The 24,097-nt window shown below is 71.4% G+C and carries 21 protein-coding genes and 1 pseudogene; 12 read left to right on the top strand and 10 right to left on the bottom strand.

Translation table 11 applies throughout. The annotated features are described in order from the left end of the window. Window positions 1-166: 166 nt before the first annotated feature. Both MZTS_RS09550 and MZTS_RS09555 read left to right on the top strand, forming a co-directional pair. Complete coding sequence (locus tag MZTS_RS09550) at window positions 167-493, top strand: cupin domain-containing protein (protein ID WP_009864313.1); 327 nt, start codon at window positions 167-169, stop codon at window positions 491-493. A gap of 11 nt (window positions 494-504) precedes the next feature. Beyond that, window positions 505-2,733, top strand: coding sequence for a glycosyltransferase family 2 protein (locus MZTS_RS09555; protein ID WP_192283525.1), 2,229 nt, complete (start codon window positions 505-507; stop codon window positions 2,731-2,733). 87 nt (window positions 2,734-2,820) lie between these two features. On the opposite strand, the pseudogene MZTS_RS09560 reads toward MZTS_RS09555, so the two are convergent. Further along, window positions 2,821-5,268, bottom strand: a pseudogene (locus tag MZTS_RS09560) (PAS domain S-box protein). Window positions 5,269-5,655: 387 nt separating this feature from the next. Here MZTS_RS09560 and MZTS_RS09565 point away from each other — a divergent pair. Further along, entirely contained in the window at window positions 5,656-6,252 is a 597-nt protein-coding gene (locus MZTS_RS09565; RefSeq protein WP_009866865.1) for a pyridoxamine 5'-phosphate oxidase family protein, read from the top strand. A 4-nt stretch (window positions 6,253-6,256) separates the two neighbouring features. Here the strand turns inward: MZTS_RS09565 and mutL are convergent, their stop codons facing one another. Together mutL and MZTS_RS09575 are read right to left on the bottom strand one after the other, a co-directional pair. Beyond that, the gene (gene mutL / locus MZTS_RS09570) at window positions 6,257-8,299 is read right to left on the bottom strand and encodes a DNA mismatch repair endonuclease MutL (RefSeq protein ID WP_192283527.1); all 2,043 of its coding nucleotides are present in this window, start codon (window positions 8,297-8,299) and stop codon (window positions 6,257-6,259) included. Window positions 8,300-8,356: 57 nt separating this feature from the next. Beyond that, on the bottom strand, window positions 8,357-9,583 hold the full coding sequence (locus tag MZTS_RS09575) for an acyl-CoA dehydrogenase family protein (protein ID WP_192283529.1): 1,227 nt from the start codon (window positions 9,581-9,583) through the stop codon (window positions 8,357-8,359). Window positions 9,584-9,722: 139 nt separating this feature from the next. On the opposite strand from MZTS_RS09575, the gene MZTS_RS09580 reads away from it, so the two are divergent. Together MZTS_RS09580 and MZTS_RS09585 are read left to right on the top strand one after the other, a co-directional pair. Beyond that, entirely contained in the window at window positions 9,723-11,588 is a 1,866-nt protein-coding gene (locus MZTS_RS09580) for an ABC-F family ATP-binding cassette domain-containing protein (protein WP_192283531.1), read from the top strand. A gap of 67 nt (window positions 11,589-11,655) precedes the next feature. Beyond that, on the top strand, window positions 11,656-12,702 hold the full coding sequence (locus tag MZTS_RS09585; RefSeq protein WP_192283533.1) for an alpha/beta fold hydrolase: 1,047 nt from the start codon (window positions 11,656-11,658) through the stop codon (window positions 12,700-12,702). Here the strand turns inward: MZTS_RS09585 and MZTS_RS09590 are convergent. Beyond that, window positions 12,678-13,394, bottom strand: a complete 717-nt coding sequence (locus MZTS_RS09590; RefSeq protein WP_192283535.1) for a dihydrofolate reductase family protein — start codon at window positions 13,392-13,394, stop codon at window positions 12,678-12,680. The genes MZTS_RS09585 and MZTS_RS09590 overlap by 25 nt on opposite strands. 146 nt (window positions 13,395-13,540) lie before the next feature. Here MZTS_RS09590 and MZTS_RS09595 point away from each other — a divergent pair, with 146 nt between their 5' ends. The 5 genes from MZTS_RS09595 (at window position 13,541) to MZTS_RS09615 (ending at window position 18,129) form a co-directional block, all read left to right on the top strand. Beyond that, on the top strand, window positions 13,541-13,993 hold the full coding sequence (locus MZTS_RS09595; RefSeq protein WP_009863498.1) for an OsmC family protein: 453 nt from the start codon (window positions 13,541-13,543) through the stop codon (window positions 13,991-13,993). 86 nt (window positions 13,994-14,079) lie between these two features. Next, window positions 14,080-14,517 (top strand): GlcG/HbpS family heme-binding protein, encoded by a 438-nt coding sequence (locus tag MZTS_RS09600; protein ID WP_192283537.1) that lies wholly within the window; start codon window positions 14,080-14,082, stop codon window positions 14,515-14,517. Beyond that, window positions 14,517-16,112, top strand: coding sequence for a peptide ABC transporter substrate-binding protein (locus tag MZTS_RS09605; protein ID WP_192283539.1), 1,596 nt, complete (start codon window positions 14,517-14,519; stop codon window positions 16,110-16,112). Before MZTS_RS09600 ends, MZTS_RS09605 begins: the two co-directional genes overlap by 1 nt. Beyond that, window positions 16,109-17,032: an ABC transporter permease subunit gene (locus MZTS_RS09610; RefSeq protein WP_192283540.1), complete on the top strand. Its 924-nt coding sequence runs from the start codon at window positions 16,109-16,111 to the stop codon at window positions 17,030-17,032. The genes MZTS_RS09605 and MZTS_RS09610 overlap by 4 nt, the downstream gene beginning before the upstream one ends. Then, window positions 17,029-18,129, top strand: a complete 1,101-nt coding sequence (locus MZTS_RS09615) for an ABC transporter permease (RefSeq protein ID WP_192283541.1) — start codon at window positions 17,029-17,031, stop codon at window positions 18,127-18,129. Before MZTS_RS09610 ends, MZTS_RS09615 begins: the two co-directional genes overlap by 4 nt. An 11-nt stretch (window positions 18,130-18,140) precedes the next feature. Here MZTS_RS09615 and MZTS_RS09620 read toward each other — a convergent pair whose 3' ends face one another. After that, entirely contained in the window at window positions 18,141-18,434 is a 294-nt protein-coding gene (locus tag MZTS_RS09620; protein WP_009863487.1) for a hypothetical protein, read from the bottom strand. 131 nt (window positions 18,435-18,565) lie between these two features. Between MZTS_RS09620 and MZTS_RS09625 the strand changes: the two genes are divergently transcribed. Next, complete coding sequence (locus tag MZTS_RS09625; RefSeq protein ID WP_192283543.1) at window positions 18,566-20,044, top strand: MFS transporter; 1,479 nt, start codon at window positions 18,566-18,568, stop codon at window positions 20,042-20,044. Window positions 20,045-20,054: 10 nt separating this feature from the next. On the opposite strand, the gene MZTS_RS09630 is transcribed toward MZTS_RS09625, so the two are convergent. The 5 genes from MZTS_RS09630 to MZTS_RS09650 form a co-directional block, all read right to left on the bottom strand. Then, window positions 20,055-20,369 carry a type II toxin-antitoxin system RelE/ParE family toxin gene (locus MZTS_RS09630; RefSeq protein WP_192283544.1) on the bottom strand — a complete coding sequence of 105 codons (315 nt, stop codon included), beginning with the start codon at window positions 20,367-20,369 and terminating at the stop codon, window positions 20,055-20,057. Between the two features lie 16 nt (window positions 20,370-20,385). Then, on the bottom strand, window positions 20,386-20,631 hold the full coding sequence (locus tag MZTS_RS09635) for a type II toxin-antitoxin system ParD family antitoxin (protein ID WP_192283551.1): 246 nt from the start codon (window positions 20,629-20,631) through the stop codon (window positions 20,386-20,388). 47 nt (window positions 20,632-20,678) lie between these two features. After that, window positions 20,679-21,131, bottom strand: coding sequence for a hypothetical protein (locus MZTS_RS09640; protein ID WP_246482065.1), 453 nt, complete (start codon window positions 21,129-21,131; stop codon window positions 20,679-20,681). 265 nt (window positions 21,132-21,396) lie between these two features. Continuing rightward, window positions 21,397-22,092 (bottom strand): DUF1013 domain-containing protein, encoded by a 696-nt coding sequence (locus MZTS_RS09645; RefSeq protein WP_192283545.1) that lies wholly within the window; start codon window positions 22,090-22,092, stop codon window positions 21,397-21,399. A gap of 252 nt (window positions 22,093-22,344) precedes the next feature. Next, complete coding sequence (locus tag MZTS_RS09650) at window positions 22,345-23,241, bottom strand: LysR substrate-binding domain-containing protein (RefSeq protein WP_192283547.1); 897 nt, start codon at window positions 23,239-23,241, stop codon at window positions 22,345-22,347. A gap of 130 nt (window positions 23,242-23,371) precedes the next feature. Between MZTS_RS09650 and wrbA the strand changes: the two genes are divergently transcribed. Beyond that, window positions 23,372-23,971, top strand: coding sequence for an NAD(P)H:quinone oxidoreductase (gene wrbA, locus MZTS_RS09655; protein ID WP_192283549.1), 600 nt, complete (start codon window positions 23,372-23,374; stop codon window positions 23,969-23,971). The last annotated feature ends 126 nt before the right edge of the window (window positions 23,972-24,097 follow it).

A 24,097-nucleotide genomic window follows, 5' to 3' on the forward strand; every position in this document is an offset into this window, starting at 1 on the left:
CATAGTGCTGACTGCACATTTCAACCCTCTCTAGTCCGTTGCAGCGTCAGATTTTTATAAGACACAGGGCTTGGTCTCGGTCATTGTCCTGGGGCACGCTGTGGCGCTGCGATCCGCATCGCCTTCCCCCGGTCAACGCCGGTTCCGCCCGAGGAGTGCCGCCCGGATGACCACGCGCCCGAACCTGTTCGCCGGCCTGCCGGAGCGCGCCGAGGAGGAGATCTTCGAGACCCTGCTCGCCAGGCCCGACCTGCGGATCGAGCGCATCGTCTCGACCGGCCAGGCGAGCCCGCCGGGCTTCTGGTACGACCAGACCGGGGACGAATGGGTCGCGGTGCTCACGGGCGCGGCCGAACTCCGCTTCGCCGACGAGCCGGAGCCCCGGCACCTGTCTGCTGGCGACCATCTGCTGATCCCGGCCGGCCGCCGCCACCGGGTCGAGCGCACCGCGAATCCGACGATCTGGCTCGCGGTTCACGTCGTCCCAGGCTAACGCCTTGTCGCATGATCGCCTGCCGCATCGAACCGAAGGGACAGCTGGAGCCGGAGGGGGAGGGTCTCTGGCGCTCCACCGGCTCCGATCCGCAATTCCGGCTGACCCGGCCGGGGGGCGGACGGCTGTTTCCGTTCCGGCTCGCCGGGGGCTGGGTCCGCATCCGCGCGGATCTCGCGGGGCTCGGCGCGACGAAGCCGGTGCCGCTCCTCTACGTCGATGACGGCTCGGGCTTCCGCGAGGAGGAGGCGGTCCGCCTCGAGCTGCGCGAGGAGGGCGGCATCGACGATCTCGTGCGCCTGCCGCGCCGGGTGCGGGGGCTGCGCCTCGATCCGCTCGCCGCCAGCGGACGCTTCCGCCTGTCCCGGGCCACGCTGCAGCCCCTGCCCGGCCCGGCGGCGGCGCTCGCCGTCGCCCGGCGCCTCCTCGGGCGGCTGCCAGAGGACGAGCGGCGCCTCAGGCCCCTGCTCGGGCGCCTCGCCCGGCTGGCCTTGAGCCGTTCGCCCGCCACCCTGTGGCGACGCTTCTGGGAGAGCGCCCGGCCCCGGCCGGCGGCGGCCTCCTACGCCGCCTGGATCGAGCGGGTCGAGCGCCCTGCCCTGCCGAGTCCGGAGGCGATGCGGACGGCCCTCGCGGGGTTCCGGCTCCGGCCGCGCATCTCCATCGTCATGCCGGTCTACAACACGCCCAAACCCTATCTGGAGGCGGCGCTCGCGAGCATCCGGGCGCAAGCCTATCCCGATTGGGAGCTGTGCCTCTGCGACGACGCCTCGACCGCGCCTCACATCGCGCCGATGCTCGACGCCCTGGCCGCGGAGGAGCCGCGGGTACGGCTGTACCGGCGGCCCCGGAACGGCGGCATCGTCGCGGCGAGCAACGACGCCTTGAAGCTCGCCACCGGCGACTGGCTCACCCTGATCGACCACGACGACACGATCCCGCCGCACGCCTTCCACGCCTTCGTCGCCGCCCTGAACCAGGATCCAGAGACCGACTTCCTCTATTCCGACGAGGACAAGATCACGATCCACGGCGAGCGCTACGAGCCGTTCTTCAAGCCGGACTGGTCGCCGGAGACGCTGGAGGCCTGCATGTACACGGCCCATCTGGCGCTCTACCGGATGGACATCGTCGCCCGCATCGGCGCCTTCCGCCCGGAATGCGAGGGCGCGCAGGATTACGACTTCGTCCTGCGCTACACCGAGCACGCGCGCCGCGTGCGCCACATTCCCCAGATTCTCTACCATTGGCGGGCGATCCCCGGCTCGACCGCCCAGGCCATGGACAACAAGGGCTACGTGGTCGCCGCCGCGATCCGGGCCCTGGAGGACCGGGCGCGGCGGACCGGCGGACTCGGCTCGGTGCGCCCCACCGCCTTCGCCGGCAGCTTCCACCTGCGCCGCCCGCTCACGGCGCGCCCCCTCGTCTCGATCGTGATTCCCACCGCCGGGCGCGACAGCGAGGTCCGGGGCCGGACCGTCGATCTCCTGGCCGCCTGCCTCGCCAGCATCCGCGAGACGAGCACCTACGAGCCCATCGAGATCGTGGCGGTCGATAACGGCGACCTGCGGCCCTCGACCCGCGCCGCCCTGGAGCGGCACGGAGCGCGCGCCATCACCTGGGACCAGCCCGTCTTCAACGTCGCCGCCAAGATGAACCTCGGCGCCCGCGCGGCGACGGGCGCGGTGCTGGTCTTCCTCAACGACGACATCGAAGTGATCAGCCCCGACTGGATCGAGGCGATGCTGGCGCTGCTGCAGATCCCCGGCGTCGGGGCGGTGGGGCCGAAGCTGCTGTTCGAGACCGGCGAGTTGCAGCATGTCGGCGTCACCGTGCTCGACGCGACCCCGGATCATCCCCGCCGCTCCTATCCGCGCGAGGATCCCGGCCATTTCTTCTCGACGGCGGGCAACCGCAACTATCTCGCGGTGACGGGGGCCTGCGTGATGGTGCGGCGGGAGGATTTCGAGGCGATCGGCGGCTTCGACGAGGATTTCGCCGTCAATTACAACGACGTCGATCTCTGCCTGCGCCTGCGCGAGCGGGGCCTGCGCAGCGTCTATTGCGCCGAGGTCGAGCTCTACCATTACGAGAGCCGCAACCGGGCCCGCACCGTCGCGGCGGACGAGCAGGCCCGCTTCCGCGCGCGCTGGGCGGAGCGGATTCCGCAGGATCCCTATTACAGCGAATGGTTCGAGGCGCTGCCGCCGACCTTCGAACTCGATCCGGCGCGGTTCTGAGAACCGCTGTCGTCGATGATCCCGCTCCCGCCCTCATCCTGAGGTGCCGCGAAGCGGCCCGGATATCCCCTCCTTCGGGGTCTCGTCTCACCCCGCGTCGATCATCTCCTTGATGCGCCCGGCCAGCCCCTCCATCACGAAGGGCTTGGTGATGACCTGCATGCCCGGTTCGAGGTGGCCGTTGCCGAGCACCGCGTTCTCGGCATAGCCGGTGATGAACAGCACCTTCAGCCCCGGCCGCAGGACCCGGCCCGCATCGGCCACCTGCCGGCCGTTCATGCCGCCGGGCAGGCCGACATCGGTCACCAGGAGATCGATGCGCACGTCCGATTGCAGCACCTTCAGGCCCGCCGGGCCGTCCGCGGCCTCGATCGCGGTGTAGCCGAGGTCTTCCAGCACCTCGGTCACCAGCATCCGCACGGTCGGCTCGTCATCGACGATCAGCACCGTCTCGCCCTGCTCGGCCCGGGGCGCGACGGCAAGGTCGGGGCCGGCCTCCGGCTCCTCGGCGGCGCCGTAATGGCGCGGCAGGTAGAGGCACATCGTCGTGCCCTGGCCGAGTTCGGAATAGATCCGCACCTGCCCCCCGGACTGGCGCACGAAGCCGTAGATCATCGACAGGCCGAGCCCGGTGCCCTGGCCGATCGGCTTCGTGGTGAAGAACGGGTCGAAGGCCTTGGCGATCACGTCCGGGCTCATGCCGGTGCCGGTATCGGTGACGCAGAGCGAGAGATACTGGCCGGGATCGAGGTCGCGCTCGCGGGCGCCGCGGTCGTCGAGCCACTTGTTGGCGGTCTCGATGGTGATGCGCCCGCCCTCCGGCATGGCGTCGCGGGCGTTGATGCAGAGATTGAGCAGCGCGTTCTCGAGCTGGCTCGGATCGATCAGAACGGACCACAGCCCCCCCGCCGCGACCACCTCCAGAGTGATGGCGGGCCCGATGGTGCGGCGGATCAGCTCCTCCATGCCCATCACCAGCCGGTTCACGTCGGTGGGCTTGGGGTCCAGGGTCTGGCGGCGGGAGAAGGCGAGCAGGCGATGCGTCAGCGCCGCGGCCCGCTTGGCCGCCCCCTGCGCCGCGTTGACGTAGCGGTCGATCTCGCCGAGCCGCCCCTGGGCGAGGCGGGCCTGCAGCAATTCGAGGGAGCCGGTGATGCCGGTGAGCAGGTTGTTGAAGTCGTGAGCCAGCCCGCCGGTGAGCTGACCCACCGCCTCCATCTTCTGCGACTGGCGCAGGGCCTCCTCGGTGCGCATCAGCTCGGCGGTGCGGGCGGCGACCTGCTGCTCCAGGCTCGCGTTGAACGCCTCCAGCTGCGCCTTGGCCCGCAGCTCCGCCTCGATGTTGCGCGCCTCGATCACGGTGCCGATCGGAAGGCCCCGCTCGTCGCGGATCGGGCTCGCGGTGAAGGCGACGGGGTAGAACGAGCCGTCGCGGTGGACGAAGACCTCCTCGCCCTGCTCCTGGTTGTTCTCGGGGAAGGCTTGGTCGATCGGGCATTCGTGCAGCGGATAGGGGCTGCCGTCGGGCCGCGTGTGGTGCACCACGTCGTGCAGCGCGCGCCCTTGCGTCTCCTCCAGGGAATAGCCGGTCAGCCGTTAGGCGGCGCGGTTCATGTAGGCGCAGTGCTGGCGCTCATCCATCATGAAGATGGCGAGCGTCGCGTTGTCGAGCACCGCATCGAGGCGGCGGGTGGTCTCGACGAGGCGCTCCTCGGTGGTCTTGCGGGCGGTGATGTCGATGGCGGTGCCGATGACGCGCAGGCAGCGCGCCGGTCCGGCGGCCGGCTCAGCCGCCGCGAACACGCCGCGCCCCTTGGCCGCGACCCAGCGCAGGCGCCCGTCCTCCCGGCCGATGGTGCGAAACTCGACCTCGTAGACGGCCCGCTTGGCCGGATCGGCGGCGTTCGCGAAGGCTTGCGCCACCTTGTCCCGGTCGTCCGGATGCAGGCCAGCGTAGAAATCCTCCATCGTGACCGGAAGGTCGGGCGGGAAGCCGAACATCGCCTTGAGCCGGGGTGGCCAGAACAGGCTATCCGCCACGAGGTCCCGGTCCCACAAGCCGATCTCGGCGCTCTCGACCGCGAGGCGCAGGCGCTCCTCGCTCTCCGCCAGCGCCAGCTCGGCGGCGCGGCGCGCCTCGATGTCGACCACCGAGCCGATATAGCCGAGGAAGGTCCCGTCGGCGGAAAAACGCGGGCTCGCGGTGTCGATCGCCCAGCGGTAGCTGCCGTCGGCGCGGCGCAGGCGGTATTCCAGTCTGAAGCCCTCGCCCCGGGCATTGGCGGTGCGGAAGACGGCACCGGACGGGCCGCGGTCATCGGGATGGACCGCGTCGAGCCAGCCGAAGCCGAGCGCCCGCGCCTCGGTCTGGCCGGTGAATTCGTACCAGCGGCGGTTCAGGTACTGGCAGGCGCCGTCCGCATCGGTGACCCACATCATCACGGGGGCATCGTCCGCCATGGTGCGGAAGCGCGCCTCGCTCTCCGCCAGGGCCGCTTCGCCACCATCGGCGCGGAAGGAGGGCATGTCGCTCACGCGGCGTTTCTCCGGAACGGGAGGCGCCGTCCGCCGGGACGCGTGACAGGCAGGGATCGGTGCGGGTCGAAAGGGTGCGGGCAGGCGAACAAGGGGCAGCGGGACCGAGAGCGTTCGAGAGCGTTCAACGCGGCGGCGGCCAAGCCGTGCCATCGGACGATGCACGAAGCAGCGTCGGAAGCATCCCTTCGTCGAGCCTCGTCACCGAGCCATGGCCTTAACCAGTCCAGTTGCCAAGGGGTTCGCCCGTCGGACCTCGCCCCGAGGCGACGCACCGGGCCTCGCGTCGCCTTCCTGTATCAAAGCGGCGCCGGGCCGGCGCGGGCGACTTGTCCGGGCGCGCCGGCCGCGCCAGCATCCGGCCCGGATCTTCCGGGAGCCCTTCACGTGGACGCTCTGCCCTCCTTCTACGACGACCTCGACGGCTTCCGGGCGGAGGGTTGGCGGCGCCTTGCGGAGGGGGCGGGCGGCCGGCACAGCCCGTTCCACACGCCCGCCCTCGCCACCGTCGATGCGGCGGGCCGCCCGCGGCTGCGCACCGTGGTGCTGCGCGCGGCCGAGGCGCGGGCGGGCACCCTGCGCTTCCATTGCGACCGGCGCTCGGACAAGGCGCGGGAGCTGGCCCGGGGCGGCCACGCCGCCCTCCATGTCTACGATCCCCGCGGGAAGCTGCAGCTGCGCGTCGAGGGCCGGGCGAGCCTCCACCACGACGACGCCACCGCCGACGCGGCCTGGGCGGGATCGCAGGCCATGAGCCGCGTCTGCTACGGCCTCACCCCCTCCCCCGGCACGGCCCTCGACACGGGCGATGCCTACAGGCTGCCGGGAGAGGATGCCGAAGCGCGCCTCAGCCGCGAGAATTTCTGCGCGGTGCTGCTGCGGGCGGAGCGCCTCGACCTGCTCTATCTCGACCGGCGCGGCCACCGGCGCGCCGTCTTCTCGCGGGACGGCGAGGCGTGGCGCGGCACCTGGGTGGCGCCCTGACGCCTCAGCGCCGCCCGAACAAGCGCTCGATATCCGACAGCCCCAGCGTCACGAAGGTCGGGCGGCCGTGGTTGCAGGAGCCGGAGAGGGGGGTCGCCTCCATCTCGCGCAGGAGCGCGTTCATCTCCTCCGGCTTGAGGCGGCGCCCGGCCCGGATCGAGCCGTGGCAGCTCATCCGCGACAGGAGCGCGTCGAGGCGCCGGCTCACCGGATCGGGATCGCCCTCGCCGGCCGGTCCGCCCTCCTCCACCCCGCTGGCCTCCAAGGCGTCGAGCACATCGAGGACGAGATTTTTGACCGACCCGCCGGCGAGCGCGGCCGGCACCGCCCGCACCAGCACGGCGCCGGGCCCGAACGCCTCCAGGCTCAGGCCGAGCCGCTCCAGTTCGGGTGCGGCCTCGACCAGCCGGTCGGCCTCCTCGGGCGCCATCTCGACCACGTCGGGGATCAGCAGGCCCTGGCGCGCCACGCCGCCGCCGGCCCGCTCGCGCTTCAGCCGCTCGTAGACGAGCCGCTCGTGGGCGGCGTGCTGATCGACCAGCACGATCCCGTCCCGGGTCTGGGCCAGGATGTAGGTCTCGTGGATCTGCGCGCGGGCGGCGCCCAAGGGGTAGGCATCCCGGGGGTAGGCATCCGGGTGAGCCCCGATCCCGGCGGAGTCGTCCGGTTCGGGGCGCAGGTCGGCGCCCGGCGGGGCAAGGTCGGCGGAGAACAGCGCCTGCGGCGTCTCGGCGAAGCCGAAGCGGCCCTCATCACCGCCCTGATCGACGTCGTCTTCGGCGAAGACCGGACGCTGCGGCGGCTGGTAGCCCGCCGGCGCCGAGACCGAAGGGCCCGAGAACAGCCGGCTCGCCGGGCGCGGCATCAAGCTCGGGGCGGAGGCGCCCGAATGCACCGCGAACCGCCCCGGAGCGGCATTCCCCCACGACGACGCGCCGGAGGAGACGAGGCCCGCCACGGAGCCGGCCGGCCGCAGCGCGTCGAGCACCGCCCGCGTGCCGGTGCTGGACGAGCGGGCCCCGGCCCGGCGCAGGGCCTCGTGGATGGCGCTGACGATCAGCGCCCGGACCAGGCCCGGCTCGCGGAAGCGCAGTTCGGTCTTGGCCGGATGCACGTTCACGTCGACGAGCCCCGGCTCGCAGGTGAGGGCCAGGGCCAGAACCGGGTGGCGGTCGGAACTCATGGTGTCGGCGAAAGCGCCGCGCACCGCCCCGAGCAGCAGCCGGTCGCGCACCGGCCGGCCGTTGACGACGAAGTGGATGTGGCTCGCCGCCCCGCGATGGAAGGTCGGCAGGCCGACATGGCCCTGGAGCGCGAAACCCTCGCGGGCCATGTCGACCGGGACGGCGTTGGCGGGGAAATCGGGGCCGAGCACGGCGCCGAGGCGGCGCAGGAAGGCCGCCTGGCCCGGCTCGCTCTCGGCGGGGAACACCGTCGGGCTGCCGCTCTCGCTGCGGAGCGTGAAGCGCACCTGCGGCTGCGCCACGGCGAGCCGGCGGATGATCTCGGACACCGCCGCCGATTCCGCCCGGTCGGATTTCAGGAATTTCAGCCGGGCCGGGGTCGCGGCGAACAGTTCCGTCACCTCGATCCGGGTGCCCCGGGAGGCGGGGGCCGGGCGGACCGGACCCTTCACGCCGGAATCGACGGTCAGGCTCACGCCCTCCCCTTGAGCGGTGCGCGAGGTGATGACGAGCCGGGAGACCGCGCCGATCGAGGGCAGGGCCTCGCCGCGGAAGCCGAGCGAGCCGATCCGGGTCAGGTCGTTGTCGGGGATCTTCGAGGTGGCATGGCGCTCGACCGCCAGCTCCAGATCCTCGGGCCCCATGCCGATCCCGTCGTCGATCACCCGGATCAGGCGCCGGCCGCCGCCCTCGATGGCGACCTCGACGCTACGCGCGCCGGCATCGATGGCGTTCTCGACCAGTTCCTTGACGGCGGAGGCCGGACGCTCGACCACCTCGCCCGCCGCGATCCGGTCCACCAGGATCGGGTCGAGGCGGCGGACAGGTGCGCGCGGAGCGGAGCGTTCGTGAGAGGTGGACATCACCTCGAAATATAGGGTGGATCAGGGGGCCTCGATAGGCGAGGCCTCCCCGTATCCTCAGCCCCGCGGCAGCATCCGGTCGCTGATGATGCGGCGCTGGATCTCGCTGGTGCCCTCGAAGATCGTGGTGAGGCGGGCATCGCGCCAGTAGCGCTCGATCCGCCGCTCGGTGGTGTAGCCGTTGCCGCCGTGCAGCTGCATCGCCTGGTTCGTCACCCGCACCGCCATCTCGGTGGCGAGCAGCTTCACCTGCGCCGACTCGCTCTCGGCGGGCAGCCCCTCGTCGAGGAGATGGGCGACCTGTTGCCAGTAGGCGCGGGCCTGGGCCACCTCGGCGGCCATGTCGGCGAGCGCGAAGCGCAGGGCCTGGAACTGACCGATCGGCTGGCCGAACTGCTCGCGCTCCTGAAGATAGGCGGTGCAATCCTCCACCGCCGCGCGGGCGACGCCGACGGCGCGGGCGGCGGTGTGGACCCGGGCGATGTTGAGGCCGCGCTGCACCGAGGCGAAGCCGCCGGCATCCGCATCCGCCCCCTCGTCGCCGTAGAGGCCGGTGAGCCGGTCGCGCTCGGGCACCCGCACGCGATCGAGGTCCAGCTCGAAGGTGAGGAAGCCGTGATAGCCGATCTTGTCGATGACCGTGCCGGTCATGCCGGCGGGGAAGGTGCCCGGCTCCTTGACGACGAGGAAGGGTTCGAGCCCCGCCGAGCGCGGCTCGCCGGGCTCCGGGTCGCGGACGCGGGCCAGCACCTCGATGAAGTCGGCCCCTTGCGCGAAGCCGGCCCAGCGCTTGGTGCCGGTGAGCACCCAGTCGTCGCTCTCGCGGACGGCCCGCGTCTGCACCCCGGCGAGATCCGAGCCGGCGGTCGGCTCGGACAGCGCGATCGAACCGATCCATTGCCCCTTCGCGGATTTGGCGAGCAGGGCCCGGCGGCGGTCGTCGTCGAGGGTCTGCGTGCCGAGCCCCTGGCCACGGGCGAGGATCGAGCCGGTGGAGAGCCAGGCCCGGGCCAGCTCCTCCGAGATCAGGCAATACTCGAACACGCCGAGGCCCATGCCGCCATATTCGGCGGGAATGGTGATGCCGAACCAGCCCTTCTCCGCCATGGCGTCGATGAGGGAGCGGGGCATCTCGCCCTTCCGCGGGTCGAGCGCGTCGGCGAGAGGCAGGATCACGTCGCGGGCGAAGGTCCGGGCTTCCTCCTGCAGCGCGGCACGCCGCTCACTGCGCCAGGGCGAGAGCAGCTCCGGCGGGCGCGGCGCCCTGAAGTCCGGCTTGGCCATGGTCTCTCCCCCCGATCCGACGCGATTCGTCCCACCCGAACGCTCAAGCTGGCAAAACGTTCGCGGTGCGCCGGTTCCGTGCCGAGCGCCCTCGCTCGGCTCTCTTGCGCTCGGCCCCGCGCGCCCCCAGAACGCGGCCATGCTGCGCGTCAACGATCTCACCTACCGCATCGGCGAGCGGGTCATCCTCGATTCCGCGACCTTCTCGATTCCCGACCGGGCCCGGGTCGGGCTGGTGGGCCGCAACGGCGCGGGCAAGACCACCCTGTTCCGGGCGATCCTCGGCGACCTGCCGACCGATGCCGGGGCGGTCTCGCTGCCCAAGGGCATGCGCATCGGCGCGGTGGCGCAGGAGGCGCCGGCCGGCCCCGAGACCCTGCACGAGGTGGTGCTCGCCGCCGATACCGAGCGCGCCCGGCTGATGCGCGAGGCGGAGGATGCCGACGGCCTGCGCCGCGCCGAGATCGAGACGCGGCTGGTCGATATCGGCGCGCATTCCGCGCCGGCCCGCGCGGCGGCGATCCTGCACGGCCTCGGCTTCGATGCGGCGGCGCAAGCGCGGCCCTGCTCGGACTTCTCCGGCGGCTGGCGGATGCGGGTGGCGCTCGCCGCCGTCCTGTTCTCCGAGCCCGACCTGCTGCTCTTGGACGAACCGACCAACTACCTCGACATCGAGGGCACCCTCTGGCTCTACGACTACCTGGAGAAGTACCCGCGCACGGCGATCATCATCAGCCACGACCGGGAACTGCTCGACACCAGTGTCGACCACATCCTTCACCTGGATCGCGGCAAGCTGACGATCTACCGGGGCGGCTTCACCAGCTTCTCGCGCCAGCTCTCCGAGAAGAGGGTGCTGCAAGCCAAGGCGAAGGCGAAGCAGGAGGTCGAGCGGGCGCATCTGCAGAGCTTCATCGACCGCTTCAAGGCCAAGGCGACCAAGGCGCGCCAAGCCCAATCCCGCATGAAGCGGCTCGCCAAGATGGAGCCGATCGCCGCGCTCCTGGAGGACGAGGCGCCGGTGATCCACCTGCCGAGCCCGGAGAAGCCGCTCTCGCCGCCGATCGTCGCGATGGAGCGGGTGAATGCCGGCTACGGCGAGCGCATCGTGCTCTCGGGCCTCAACCTCTCGCTCGCCCCCGACGACCGGGTGGCGCTGCTCGGCGCCAACGGCAACGGCAAGTCGACCTTCTGCAAGCTGATCGGCGGGCGGCTGCCGCCCTTGGCCGGCGAGATGCGGCGCTCCTCGAAGATGGAGGTCGCCTATTTCGCCCAGCACCAGCTCGACGAGCTGCGGCCGGCCGAGAGCGCGGTGGCGCATGTGCGGGACCGGATGCCGGACGCCCCCGAGGCGAAGGTGCGCTCGGCCGCCGCCCGGCTCGGCTTCCCGGCCTCGAAGGCGGATACACCGGTCTCGCAGCTCTCCGGCGGCGAGAAGGCCCGGCTGCTGATGGGGCTCGCCGCCTTCGACGGGCCGCATCTCCTCATCCTCGACGAGCCGACCAACCACCTCGACATCGAGAGCCGGCAGGCTTTGGTCGAGGCGATCAACGATTACGAGGGCGCGGTGATCCTCGTCAGCCACGACCGCTTCCTGATCGAGGCCTGCGCCGACCGGCTCTGGATCGTCGGCAACGGCTCGGTGAAGACCTTCGACGGCGACATGGACGATTACCGCCGCCTCGTGCTGGCTGGGCCGGAGCGGGCGGAATCCCAGGCCGATTCCACCGGCGGGCAGAAGGCCGAGGCGCGCCGCTCGGCGGTGGAGCGCCGGGCGGCCTTGGCGCCGCTGAAGAAGCGCCTCGACGGCATCGAGGCGCGGATGGCCAAGCTGTCGCAGGCGATCGAGAAGATCGACGCGGCGCTCGCCGACGGCACCGCCTTCCTCAAGGACGCGGCGAAGGCCGGCGAACTCGCCCGGATGCGGGCCGAGGCCGCCGAGGCGCTGGCCAAGGCCGAGGAGGAATGGCTGGACTTGAGCGGCGAGATCGAGGGCGCGGCCTGAGGCAGGGCTTTTGGCACCCGGCCGGGGGCTGGGCGTTAGGAGGGCATTGTCTCGAAGGAAACCGACCATGGCCGCGCCGATCGACCCAGACCGAGAAGTGGGCAGAGAAGCGGGATCATGGGCGCGGCCCGGTCTCAAATCCTTGGCGCTCCTGCCGCTTGCGGCGGCCGGTGGCTGGATCGCCTGGAGCCATCTCGGGCTGAACCGCGCCGGCCCCCTGCCCCCGGCCCTGTCGGGGCGGCGCAGCACCCTGAGGACGCGGTCCGGCCGGGTCGGCCTGTACACGGCGGATGCGAAGGCGGGCCGGCCGCTGCTGCTGATCCATTCCATCAACGCGGCGGCCAATGCCTACGAGGTCCGGCCGCTCTACGAGCATTACCGCGCCAGCCGTCCGGTCTACGCCCTCGAACTGCCGGGCTTCGGCGTCTCGGAGCGGGCGGACCGGATCTACACGCCCCGGCTGATGACCGATGCGATCCTCGACGCCGCCGCCGAGATCGCCGGACGCCACGGCGGCATGCCGGTCGATGCCATCGCCCTGTCCCTGTCCTGCGCCTATCTCGCCCGCGCCGCCCTCGACCGGCCGGATCTGTTCTCGACCCTCGGCCTGATCAGCCCGGCGGGGTTCGATGGGCGGCTCTCCGGCTACGGCCCGGCGGAGGCCGACCGCGGCAACCCGCTGGCGCGGCAGCTCGCCGCCTTCCCGCTCTGGGGCCGGCCGCTGTTCGACGCGCTGGTGAGCCGGCCGAGCATGCGCTTCTTCCTGGAGAAGACCTGGGGCAGCCGCGACATCGACGAGGGCCTGTTCGCCTACAACCAGATCTCGGCCCACCAGCCCGGCGCCGAGCACGCGCCGTTCTCGTTCCTCTCGGGCTACCTGTTCCCCGAGGACGCCACGCGGAGCTACGAGGCGCTGACCCTGCCGGTCTTCATGATCCACGGCTCGCGGGGCGATTTCGTCGATTACCGCCATGTCGGCGAGGTGGCGGGCCGCCCGAACTGGACCTGCCTGCGCCTGCCCACTGGCGCCTTTCCCCATTTCGAGGACAGGGCGGCGGTGACGCGGGCCTACGACGCCTTCCTAAGAAATCAGCCGACCGACTCGATCCGATAGCGCAGCCAGACGGTGCCGTCCTCGAACGGCTCGCAGGCGGTGCGGGTGAGGCGGCGGCGCGCGCCCATGCTGTCGCCCTCGCCGCCCTCGACATCGAACAGGGCCGGCGTGCCGAGAATGCCGTCCACGGCCGGGGCCAGGAGCAGGCTCAACTCGTCCACCAGCCCGGCCTTGAGCAGCGAGCCGTTGATGCGCCCGCCGCCCTCCACCAGCAGCCGCTCGACGCCGAACAGACGCTTGAGCTTGGCCAGCGCCAGGGCGAAATCGACCTCGCGCTCACCGGCCAGGATGTAGGACTGACCGCCCGCCCGGAGGCGGCGCAGGCGGTCGTCGGAGGCTTGGCCCGTGGTGAGCACGATGACGTGATCCCCCTCGATGTCGTGGCGGGCGCCCCAGTCCATCGCGCCGCGGGCATCGAGCGCGACCGCGTAGCCCGGCGCGTCGGTGCGGGCGACGTGGTCCTCGCGGGAGACGGGCTCCTGGGCCGGCGGCTTCGCCAATGGCTCGGCGCTGTCAGCATAGCCCTGCATGGTGATGCGCCCGCACATCCAGGCATCGCCGCCGAGGCGCTTGTGAACCTCCTCGTAGTGGGAATCCGCGTCGATGGTGGTCCAGCGCCGCACCTTGATGCGCCCGTCGACCGAGGTGGTCATGTGGCACAGGACGTAGGGGCGCTCCGGATGCTCGGCCATGGCTGTGAGGTTCCTGCTCGTCGTGATCGCGGGCGGAACTAGACCGGCGGTGACGACGGGCCAGGGCCGTCCGCCGCGGCGACGCGCCGCCGGCTTTGCCGGCCCCTCCCCGGCCGATAATGTACCCAGGAAACGGGGAGGCCGTCATGGCGCGCTACACGGCGGATATCCGCTGGGCCCTGGCCGAGGGCGAGGATTTCGCGGCCGGGCGCTACAGCCGGGGGCACACGATCCGCTTCGACGGCGAGATCGAGGTGGCGGGCTCGGCCTCGCCGCATGTGGTCGGCAAATGGGCGGTCGAGGCCGCCGTCGATCCCGAGGAGATGCTGGTGGCGGCCCTCTCCAGCTGCCACATGCTGAGCGTCCTCCACGTCGCCCGGCTCGCCGGCTTCGTCGCCCGCGCCTATCGCGACCATGCCGAGGGCACGATGGAGGAGATCGCCCCCGGCCGGCAGGCGGTGACGCGGGTGGTGCTGCGTCCGCGCATCGACTGGAGCGGCGAGATTCCCGACGCCGAGACGCTGGCCGAGCTTCACCACAAGGCGCACGACACCTGCTTCATCGCCAATTCGGTGCGGACCGAGGTGACGATCGCCTGAGGGTGCCGAACGTCGCCGCTTGGCGGCGGGGGCTCCGCCGGTGCATGCCTGACGGACGACACCGACCACCTTCCGAGGATCTCCGGATGACCGACCTGACGCTCACCGCCGCCCAGACCCTCGTGGCGACCGCCCTGAAGACCGCCCGCGAGCGGGATCTCAAGCCGCTGGCGGTCGTCGTCTACGATGCCCGTGGCGCCCTCAAATGCCTCGCCGCCGAGGACGGCACCTCCCTGCGCCGGGCGGAGATCGCCCGCGGCAAGGCCAACGGTGCGCTCGCCCTGGGCCTCGGCTCGCGGGGCATCGCCAAGCGGGCCGAGGAGCAGCCGCATTTCGTGGCCGCCGTGAGCCACCTCGTCGGGCCGGACGCGCTGGTGCCGGTGCCGGGCGGCGTGCTGATCCGCGACGGCGAGGGCCGGCTGCTCGGCGCGGTCGGCATCTCCGGCGACACCTCCGACAACGACGAGATCTGCGCGCTGGCCGGCATCGCGGCGGCGGGGCTGAAGGGGGATACGGGCGCCTGATGCGGCCCGACCGGCGCCGCTGGCTCGCGGGCGGCGCGGCGCTGGCCGCCGGGTTCGCCCTCCCCGCCCGGGCGGCGGCGCCGCGCGTCTATCACCGAGGCAACGACGCCGATCCCGAGACGCTCGATCCGCACAAGACCTCGACGGTCGCCGAGGCGCATCTCCTGCGCGACCTGTTCGAGGGGCTGCTCACCTACGACAATCACGGCCGCATCATCCCCGGCATCGCCGAAAGCTGGACCGTCTCCGAGGACCGCCTCACCTACCGCTTCTCCCTGCGGCCCGACGGGCGCTGGTCGAACGGCGAGGCGGTGACGGCGGAGGATTTCCTGTTCTCCCTGCGCCGCATCCTCGACCCGAAGACGGCGGCGAAATACGCCGAGGTGCTGTTCCCGATCCGCGGGGCCGCCGCCGTGCAGGCCGGCGAGCGGCCGCCCGAAGATCTGGGCGTGACCGCGCCGGATGCCAGGACGCTGGAGATCGCCCTCTCCGAGCCGGTGCCGTATCTCCTCGAACTGCTCACCCACCAGACCGCGCTGCCGGTTCACCGCCCCTCGCTGGAACGCTGGGGCGATGCCTTCGCGCGGCCCGGCAACCTCGTCTCGAACGGCCCCTACGCCCTGATCGACTGGATCCCCAACGACCGCATCACCCTGCGGAAGAACCCGCATCACCGCGACGCGGCGGCGATCCCGATCGAGCGGGTCGATGTCATCCCGACCCCCGACATCGCGGCGGCGGTGCGGCGCTACGCGGCCGGCGAGATCGATTCCCTCTCGGACCTGCCGGCCGACCAGATCGCCTCGCTGAAGGCCCGGTTCGGGGCGCAGGTGCAGCTCGGTCCGGGGCTCGGCCTGCTCGCCATCGCCGTCAACCTGCGCAAGAAGCCCTTCGACGACGTGCGGGTGCGCCGCGCCCTGTCGCTGGCCATCGACCGGGAATTCCTCGGCGCGGCCGTCTGGGGCGAGACCATGGCCCCGGCCTATTCCCTCTGCCCGCCGGGCCTCGACCACGCCCTGCCGCCGCCGCTGCTGCCGGGGCGCGAGGACGGGCCGATCGAGCGCGAGGAGGAGGCGATCCGGCTGCTCGCCGAGGCCGGGTTCGGGCCGGGCCGGCCGCTCACCGTCGAGTACCGCTTCAACGTCACCGACAACAACCGCAACACCGCCATCGCGCTCGCCGATGCGTGGCGCGGCATCGGCGTCGAGACCCGCTTCGTCTCCACCGACGCCAAGACCCATTTCGCCTATCTGCGCGACGGCGGCGCGTTCGACCTCGCCCGGATTTCCTGGATCGCCGACTATTCCGACCCGCAGAACTTCCTGTTTCTGCTGCGGACCGGCAATGACGGCTTCAATGCGGGACGCTGGTCGAACCCCGCCTTCGACGGGTTGCTGGCGCGGGCGGCGCAGGAGCGCAACGTGGACCGGCGCGCGCGGATGCTGTTCGACGCCGAGACGATCGTGCTCGACCAACTGCCCTGGATCCCGCTGCTGCATTACCGCTCGAAGGCCCTGGTCTCGCCCCGGCTGCACGGGGTGCATCCGAACATCCGCAACGTCGCCCCCACCCGCTATCTCCGGCTCGATCCATGATCCCGCTGATCGCCCGCCGGATCGCCCAGGGCCTGCCGACCCTGTTCCTCGTGGTCACGGCGAGCTTCTTCCTGATCCGGCTGGCGCCCGGCGGCCCGTTCGACCTGGAGCGGCCCCTGCCCCCGGCGGCAATGGAGAACCTGCGCCGGGTCTACGGCCTCGATCAGCCGCTGGTCGTGCAGTATGGCCGCTACTGGCTGAGCCTGCTGCGGGGCGATCTCGGCCCCTCCTTCACCTTCCGCGACCTCACCGTCACCGACCTGTTCGCCCGCGGCCTGCCGGTCTCGGCCAGCCTCGGCGCCCTCGCCCTCGTGCTCGCGCTGGTTCTCGGGCTGGCGCTGGGCAGCCTCGCCGCCCTCCGGCGCGGCGGCGCGGCCGACCGGCTGGTGGGGCTTGCCGCCTCCCTGGGGCTCGCCGTGCCGAGCTTCGTCACCGCGCCCCTGCTCCAGATCGTGTTCGGCCTGAGCCTCGCATGGCTTCCCGTCGCCGGCTGGGCGGGAGGCAATCCGAACAACCTCATCCTGCCGGTGATCACCCTCGCCCTGCCCCACGCCGCCGGCATCGCCCGGCTCACCCGCGCCTCGCTCGGCGAGGTGCTGATCCAGCCGCATATCCGGACGCAGCGCGCCATGGGGCTGTCGCGCCGGCGCATCGCCCGGCACGCCCTGCGCGGGGCGCTGCTGCCGGTGGTCGCGACGCTCGGGCCGCTGGCGGCGGGGCTGATGACCGGCTCGGTGGTGGTCGAGACCATCTTCGGCCTGCCCGGCATCGGCCGCTACTTCGTCGACGGGGCGCTCAACCGCGACTACACCCTGGTGATGGGCACGGTGGTGCTGGTGGCGGTCCTGGTGATCGTCTTCAACCTGATCGCCGACCTCCTCGCCGCCGCCCTCGACCCGCGCGTGAGGATGGCGGCATGAGCGCGGCGCTCGCCGCCCGTGCTAGCCGCCGCCTCACCCGCGACCGGCCGGCCATGACCGCCCTCGCGACTCTGCTGGGGATCGCGCTGGCCTGTCTGATCGGCCCGTTCCTCACCGGCCACCCGCCGGAGCGGATCTATCCCGATTTCGTCCGGGTGGGGCCGAGCCTCGCCGCCCATCCGACGGAGGCGGAGCTGCGCCCGGCGCTGACCCGCCTCGCCTTCCGGATGCGGCTCTCGCTGGACGACGCCGCCCGCGACGGCGACCGGGTCCGCCTGAGGCTGAGCGCGGAAAAACCCATCGACGCGCGGGTGTTGCGGCTCCTGCCGCGATCCGCCCTGTTCGGCCCCCCGACCGTGCTGGACCGCGCCGATGACGGCCGCACCCTCGTGGTCGCGGCGCCCGTGCGGAAGCTCTTCTTTTTCCTCGGCACCGACACCCTCGGGCGCGATCTCCTGACCCGCTGCCTCGCGGCGGGCCGGGTCTCGCTCCTGATCGGACTGACCGCGACGCTGGCCGCGCTGCTGATCGGCGTCGGCTACGGGGCCGTCTCCGGCATGGCGGGGGGCCGGATCGATGCGCTGATGATGCGCATCCTCGACATCCTCTACGCCCTGCCCTTCGTGTTCTTCGTCATCATGCTGCTGGTGTTCTTCCGCGCCGGCCTGTGGCTGGTGCTGGTGGCGGTGGCGGCGGTGGAGTGGCTCGACATGGCCCGCATCGTCCGCACCCAGACCCTCTCCCTGAAGGGCCGCGACTTTTTCCGCGCGGCGGTCGCGCTCGGATCGCCCCCGGGCACGATCCTCGTCCGCCACGCCGTGCCCAACACGCTGGGCCCGATCATCGCGGCGGCGACCCTGCTGGTGCCGCGGGTGATCCTTCTGGAGAGTTTCCTGTCGTTCCTCGGCCTCGGCGTGCAGGAGCCGGCCACCTCCTGGGGCGTGCTGATCGCGGAGGGCGCGCGCGCCCTCGAAGCCGCCCCCTGGATGCTCGCCGCCCCGGCGGGCTTCCTCGTCGTCACCCTGGTGGCGCTGAACCGCCTGGGCGACGGCCTCGGCGCGGCACTCGACCCGCTTCTGTCCCGCGATCCACGGTGAACCGGCGGCCCTCAGCGCGCCTCCGCCGGCAGGTAGCCCTGATAGACGATGCGCACGCTGCGCCGCTCGCCGGGCAGGGCCGAGAGCGGGATCGATTTCGTGCCCCGCAACAGCGGAACCTCGGCCCCGACCGGAGGCGTTGCGGGGGCCGCCGCAGGGGCGGTCGCTTTCGGCCGCAGGCTCCAGCGCTCGGTCCCGCCGGCCGTGGCGAGGGTGGAGACGGCGAGCACGGCGCCCATGGAGCCCAGGGCGGCGGCGAGGGGCGGAAGGACGGTCCTGGCGAAGGGCTTTACGAAAAATGTCATGGCGGCTGGCCCGGTGGATGGGTCCATTCCGCAAGCCGAAGCGTTTCCGAACGCCGACGAGGCCCGCGAGCGACCCGCAACCGGGGGGCTCTTGCGAACAACTTTGCCGAGTCAGGGTAAATGGAGGGGCAATGACGAGCCGAGCGGAAGGTCAGGCCGGAGCGGCGGCGCCCGAGCGCGTCGCGGCGGGAACGGTCATCGACACCGACATCTCCGCCCGGCTCGACCGCCTGCCCTTCGGCCGCTTCCACACCCTCGTCATCGTCGCGCTGGGCATCACCTGGGTGCTCGACGGGCTCGAGGTGACCCTGGCGGGCGCCCTGGTCGGGGCTCTGCGCAAGGCGCCGATGTCGTTCTCCGAATTCGATGTCGGGCTGGCGGCGAGTTCCTACCTCGTCGGCGCGGTGACCGGCGCGGTCGGCTTCGGCTGGCTGACCGACCGGATCGGGCGCAAGAAGCTGTTCTTCATCACCCTCGCCCTCTACCTGATGGCCACTGCGGCCACCGGCCTGTCGTGGAATATCTGGAGCTTCTGCCTGTTCCGCTTCCTCACCGGGGCCGGCATCGGCGGCGAGTACACCGCGATCAACTCGACCATCCAGGAGCTGATCCCCGCGCGGGTGCGCGGCTGGACCGACCTCGTCATCAACGGCTCGTTCTGGATCGGGGCGGCGCTCGGCTCCTTCCTGTCGATCGCGCTGCTGCGGCCGGAATGGATCGACCCGGCCTATGGCTGGCGCATCGCCTTCTTCGTCGGCGGCGGCATCGGCCTCGTCATCCTGCTCCTGCGCACCTGGATCCCCGAGAGCCCGCGCTGGCTCGTCACCCACGGCTACGCCGCCGAGGCCGACCGGGTGGTGACGGGCATCGAGAAGCGCTTCACCGATGAGGGGATCACCCTGCCCCCGCCGGACGAGAAGCGGCACCTCAGGCTCAAGGTCCGCAGCCACACCCCGCTCTCGGAGGTGGCGCAGGCGATGTTCGTCACGAGCCACCGCCAGACCATGGTCGGGCTGGCGCTGATGATCGCCCAGGCCTTCTTCTACAACGCGCTGTTCTTCACCTATGCCCTGGTGCTGGAGCGCTTCTACGACGTCCCCGGCGGCGATGTCGGCTGGTACCTGCTGCCCTTCGCGCTGGGCTCGTTCCTCGGCCCGCTGCTGCTGGGCCGGCTGTTCGACACGGTGGGACGGCGCCCGATGATCGGCTTCACCTACGGCATCTCGGCCGTGCTGCTGGCGGTGGTCGGCCTCGTCTTCCGGGCCGACCTGCTCGGGCCGGTGGGACAGACTGCGGCCTGGATGGGCGTGTTCTTCTTCGCGTCCGCCGCGGCGAGTTCCGCCTATCTCACGGTGGCCGAGACCTTCCCCCTGGAGATCCGGGCGCTGGCCATCGCCGCCTTCTACGCCATCGGCACCGGCATCGGCGGCGTCTCGGGCCCGCTGCTGTTCGGCACCCTGGTCGAGACCGGCTCCCGCGACCTCGTGCTGGTCGGCTATCTCATCGGCGCGGCCCTGATGGCGGTGGCGGCTTTGGTCGGCGCGATCTGGGGCACCGCCGCCGAGGGCAAGTCGCTGGAAGACGTGTCGAAGCCGCTGGCTTCGGCGTGAGACGAGGAGGCTATGGAACCTCGTCGCCTGCGAAGACATCCTCGATGTCGCGCCGTGAGTGCAGGATATTCACGACCTCGAACGTATCGTCGAGATAGCGGAAAAAGATGATGTAACCCCGATAGGGGCTGCTGCGGATATCCGGCCGCAATTCCGGCCGAGCGCGCCCCAGGGTGCCTGGAAGGGTCGCGAGCCTGTGGCATTGCTCCCGCAAACGACGAACGAAAGCCTGTCCCGTGGCGAGACTTCCGCTGGCCAGGGTCACATCCTCGAGAATCTGAACCAGATCGGCCTGGGCAGCGGCAAGGAAGACGGCGCGTCTCACGCTCAAACGTTCAGCGTCAGAAGCCTTCGGCCGCGAGCCGCGCGCTCCGAGCGGCGAGCGCGGCATCGATTTCGTCCTCGCTCACGCGCGCTCCTGCGGCAACCGATGCATCAAGGGTCTCGCGCAGCGCCCGGAGGCGCGTTTCCCGCTGCTCCACCAATCGTAGGCCTTCGCGCACCACTTCACAGGCGGAAGCGTAGCGCCCCTCGCGCACGACCTGCTCAATGAAGCCTTCCCAGCGATCACCCACGGACACGTTCATGGCATCCTCCTCGCGCGGGGAGGATAACAGAAAACCGGCGAAGCGGATCATCCGGTCCCAGTCTTGGCCTCGTCCTGCCTTTCCCCACACCGCATCCGCCGCAGCCAGATCGCCGAGGCCACCGCCAGGGCGTCCAGCGGCAGGGTCACCGTGCCCTGGCGCTTGCCCCACAATTCCAGGCCGCCGAAGCCGACCTCGCGGATCTCCAGCCATGCCCCGAAGGGAAACACCGTCTCGGTGCCCTCTCCGGGACCGAAACACTCCTCGAAGGCGAGGGGATCGACCATGATCGCGTCATACTTGGCGAAGTGGTCGGCCATGGAAATCTTGGAGCGGAACGGCCCGCGGTCGCGGCGGAACGAGGTGAAGCAGGGCTCGACCTCGGTGAGCGTCACCCACAGCTTGCCGCCGATGCGCAGATAGGGCGGGTTCGGACCCTCGGTGCCGAAATTCTCCGGGCCCCAGCCGGCCTCGCTCATCAGGGACTCGGCGAGCGTCACCGGCTCGCCGGGCGCCCGCTACTCCAGAGCCTCCGCGGATTCGGGAGGCAGGCCGGATCGGCTCAGCCCCCCATGCACATCCCCCTGGAGGCCATCATGGGGTACGCCACCGCAGGTCATGCCACGCCCTCGCGCCTGCCGCCGCTCCGCGGGAGCGACCGTCATGCATTATTCCGCACCATGCGCGGAGGGGCGAGCAGTTTCTTTCGCAAACCCGGTGCACGCCCTCGGGCGGCCAGCGGGCCGCCGAGCGCGCGGAAGGACATCAGTCCTCGTCATCCTCGTCGATGCGGCTCATCCCCTTGAGCTTGGCGAAGACGGCGTCGGCGTTGAGGTCTTCCTCCTCGCGATCCTGCTCGTCCGCGGCCGGGGCGGTCGAGACCTCGGTCGGCAGGAGCTTGGCGCCGCCATCGGTCGGCAGCACGGCCGGGCGATCCTTGGCGGCGCGCTGCACCTCGAAGTCGAGGTCGATCTGCGAGCACAGGCCGAGGGTCACCGGATCCATCGGCTGCAGGGAGGCGGAGTTCCAGTGGGTCCGCTCGCGGATCTGCTGGATCGTGGCCTTGGTGGTGCCGACCAGCCGGATGATCTGCGCGTCCTTCAGTTCGGGATGGTTGCGGATCAGCCAGAGGATGGCGTTCGGCCGGTCCTGCCGGCGCGACAGCGGGGTGTAGCGCGGGCCCTTGGTGGTGCGCTTGACCTCCGGCAGCTTGACCTTGGAGACCGCGACCTTGAGCCGGTAATGCGGCGACTTCTGCGCCTTCTCGATCTCGTCGCGGGTGAGCTGGCCGGTGGTGATCGGGTCGAGGCCCTTGATGCCGGCGGCGACCTCGCCGTCGGCGATGCCCTTCACCTCGAGCGGGTGCAGCTTGCAGAAATCGGCGATCTGCTCGAAGGCGAGCGAGGTGTTCTCGACGAGCCACACGGCGGTCGCCTTGGGCATCAGCGGACCTTGGGACATCGACAAAGCTCCAGGCGGTGTTTCGCGTGATGCGCGGCGGGTCCGGTGTGACGGAAACGGTCGCTCCCGGTCTCCGGCCAGGGTTCCAAGCCCGGAGAATCCCGTATCGCGCTGAATGGGGGAATGTCCGTTTATAGCGGCGGAAAGGCCCTGCGCGCAATTGTGTTGTACCGACCGGCCCGCCGCTTCATCCGAACTCCGTCGGATGCCTTCGCCATAGCGATCCGGGCATTGGACGAGGACCGCGCAGGCTCATTCCTCTCGCCTTTCTTCCTGCTTTTCTTCGTGCCGCCCCTCCAGGGCGGGGCGCAGCGGCACGACCTCGGCGGCGACATGGTCCATGAAGGCGCGCACCCGCGCCGCCTGGCGCAGGTCCGGATGGGTCAGGAGCCAGAGCGAGCCGGCGAGCTCCGGCTCCGGCCCCGACAGGCGGCGCAGGGCCGCGATCCGGTCGCCCCGGTAGCAGGGCAACGGCCCGATCCCGATGCCTTCCGAGATCGCCTCGCACAGGCCCTGGACGGTGTTGATACGCAGGGCCACCCGCTCCGGGCCGGCCCGCTCCGCGACGAAGCGGGAGAACAGGCCGCCGGCCACCGCCTCGCTCGGGCTCACCCAGGCCGCACTTTCGGTCTCGCCCCGGACCGGCCCGTAGACCGCCCAGGCGATGGTGGCGAGCCGGCGCCCGACGAGGTTCGGCGGCGGGTCGCGGGTGGCGCGCAGGGCGACGTCGGCATCGCGGCGGGACAGGTTCAGCGCCTCCTCCGACACCACGAGTTCGAGTTGCACCTTCGGATAGCGCGCCCGGAAGCGGCCGAGCATCGGCATCAGCAGATCCGTCACCAGCGTCGCGGCGGCGGTGACCCGCAGCAGACCGGACGGCGTCAGGGCCCGGCCGGCGACCTCCCGGTCGAAGCGGGCGACCTCCTCCTCCATCCGCGCCGCCGCCGCGGCCATGGCCTCGCCGGCCGGCGTCGGCACGTAGCCGGAGCGGTGGCGCTCGAACAGGCGCGCGCCGAGTTCCTCCTCGATCGCGGCGAGGCGCCGGAACGCGGTCGAGGGATTGATGCCGAGATGCGCGGCGGCCGGGGCCAGCGCCCCCCGTTCGGCCACCGCCCGCACGAGGCGGAACTCGTCCCAAGCCACCGGCACCCAGGCCCTCCTTGCAGATTCGCAAGAACGGTCTTGCACGCCAGGGCATTTCTGCAAACGGGGCGAACCCCCATACTTGCCTCGCATGCGAGGGCCGGCCGACGGCCCGGACGCGAAAGAGGTGACGCAAATGGCGAAGGTTCTGGTGCTCTATTACTCGTCCTGGGGCCATGTGGAGCAGATGGCCAAGGCGGTGGCCGAGGGTGCCCGCGAGGCCGGGGCGGAGGTCGCGGTCAGGCGTGTGCCGGAGCTGGTGCCGGAGGAAGTGGCCAAGCAGTTCCACTACAAGCTCGACCAGGAGGCGCCGATCGCCACCGTCGAGGAACTGGCCGATTACGACGCGATCATCTTCGGCACGCCGACCCGCTACGGCAACATGGCCTCGCAGATGAAGCAGTTCATCGACCAGACCGGCGGCCTCTGGGCCAAGGGCGCCCTGGTCGGCAAGGTCGGCTCGGCCTTCACCTCGACCGCCTCGCAGCACGGTGGCCAGGAGACCACGCTGACGAGCTTCCACACGGTGATGTTCCACCACGGCATGGTGGTGGTGGGCCTGCCCTACAGCTTCGCGGGCCAGAACGGCGTCGAGCAGGTGAAGGGCAACTCGCCCTACGGCGCCACCACCATCGCCGACGGCGACGGCTCGCGCCAGCCCTCCCAGGTCGAGCTCGACGGCGCCCGCTTCCAGGGCCGCCACGTGGCGGGCATCGCGGCCAAGCTCGCGGGCTAAAACACGCCTCGCTCAACGACGGCTCCCCCGCTCCCCGCAAGCGGAGCGGGGGCCAAGGGGCCGCCGCAGCTTATCGCGCCGCCGCCACGTCCTTCTGCCCGATCGCCGCGCGCACGATGCCCTCGG

Source organism: Methylorubrum zatmanii, assembly GCF_014845115.1.
Classification (GTDB): domain Bacteria; phylum Pseudomonadota; class Alphaproteobacteria; order Rhizobiales; family Beijerinckiaceae; genus Methylobacterium; species Methylobacterium zatmanii.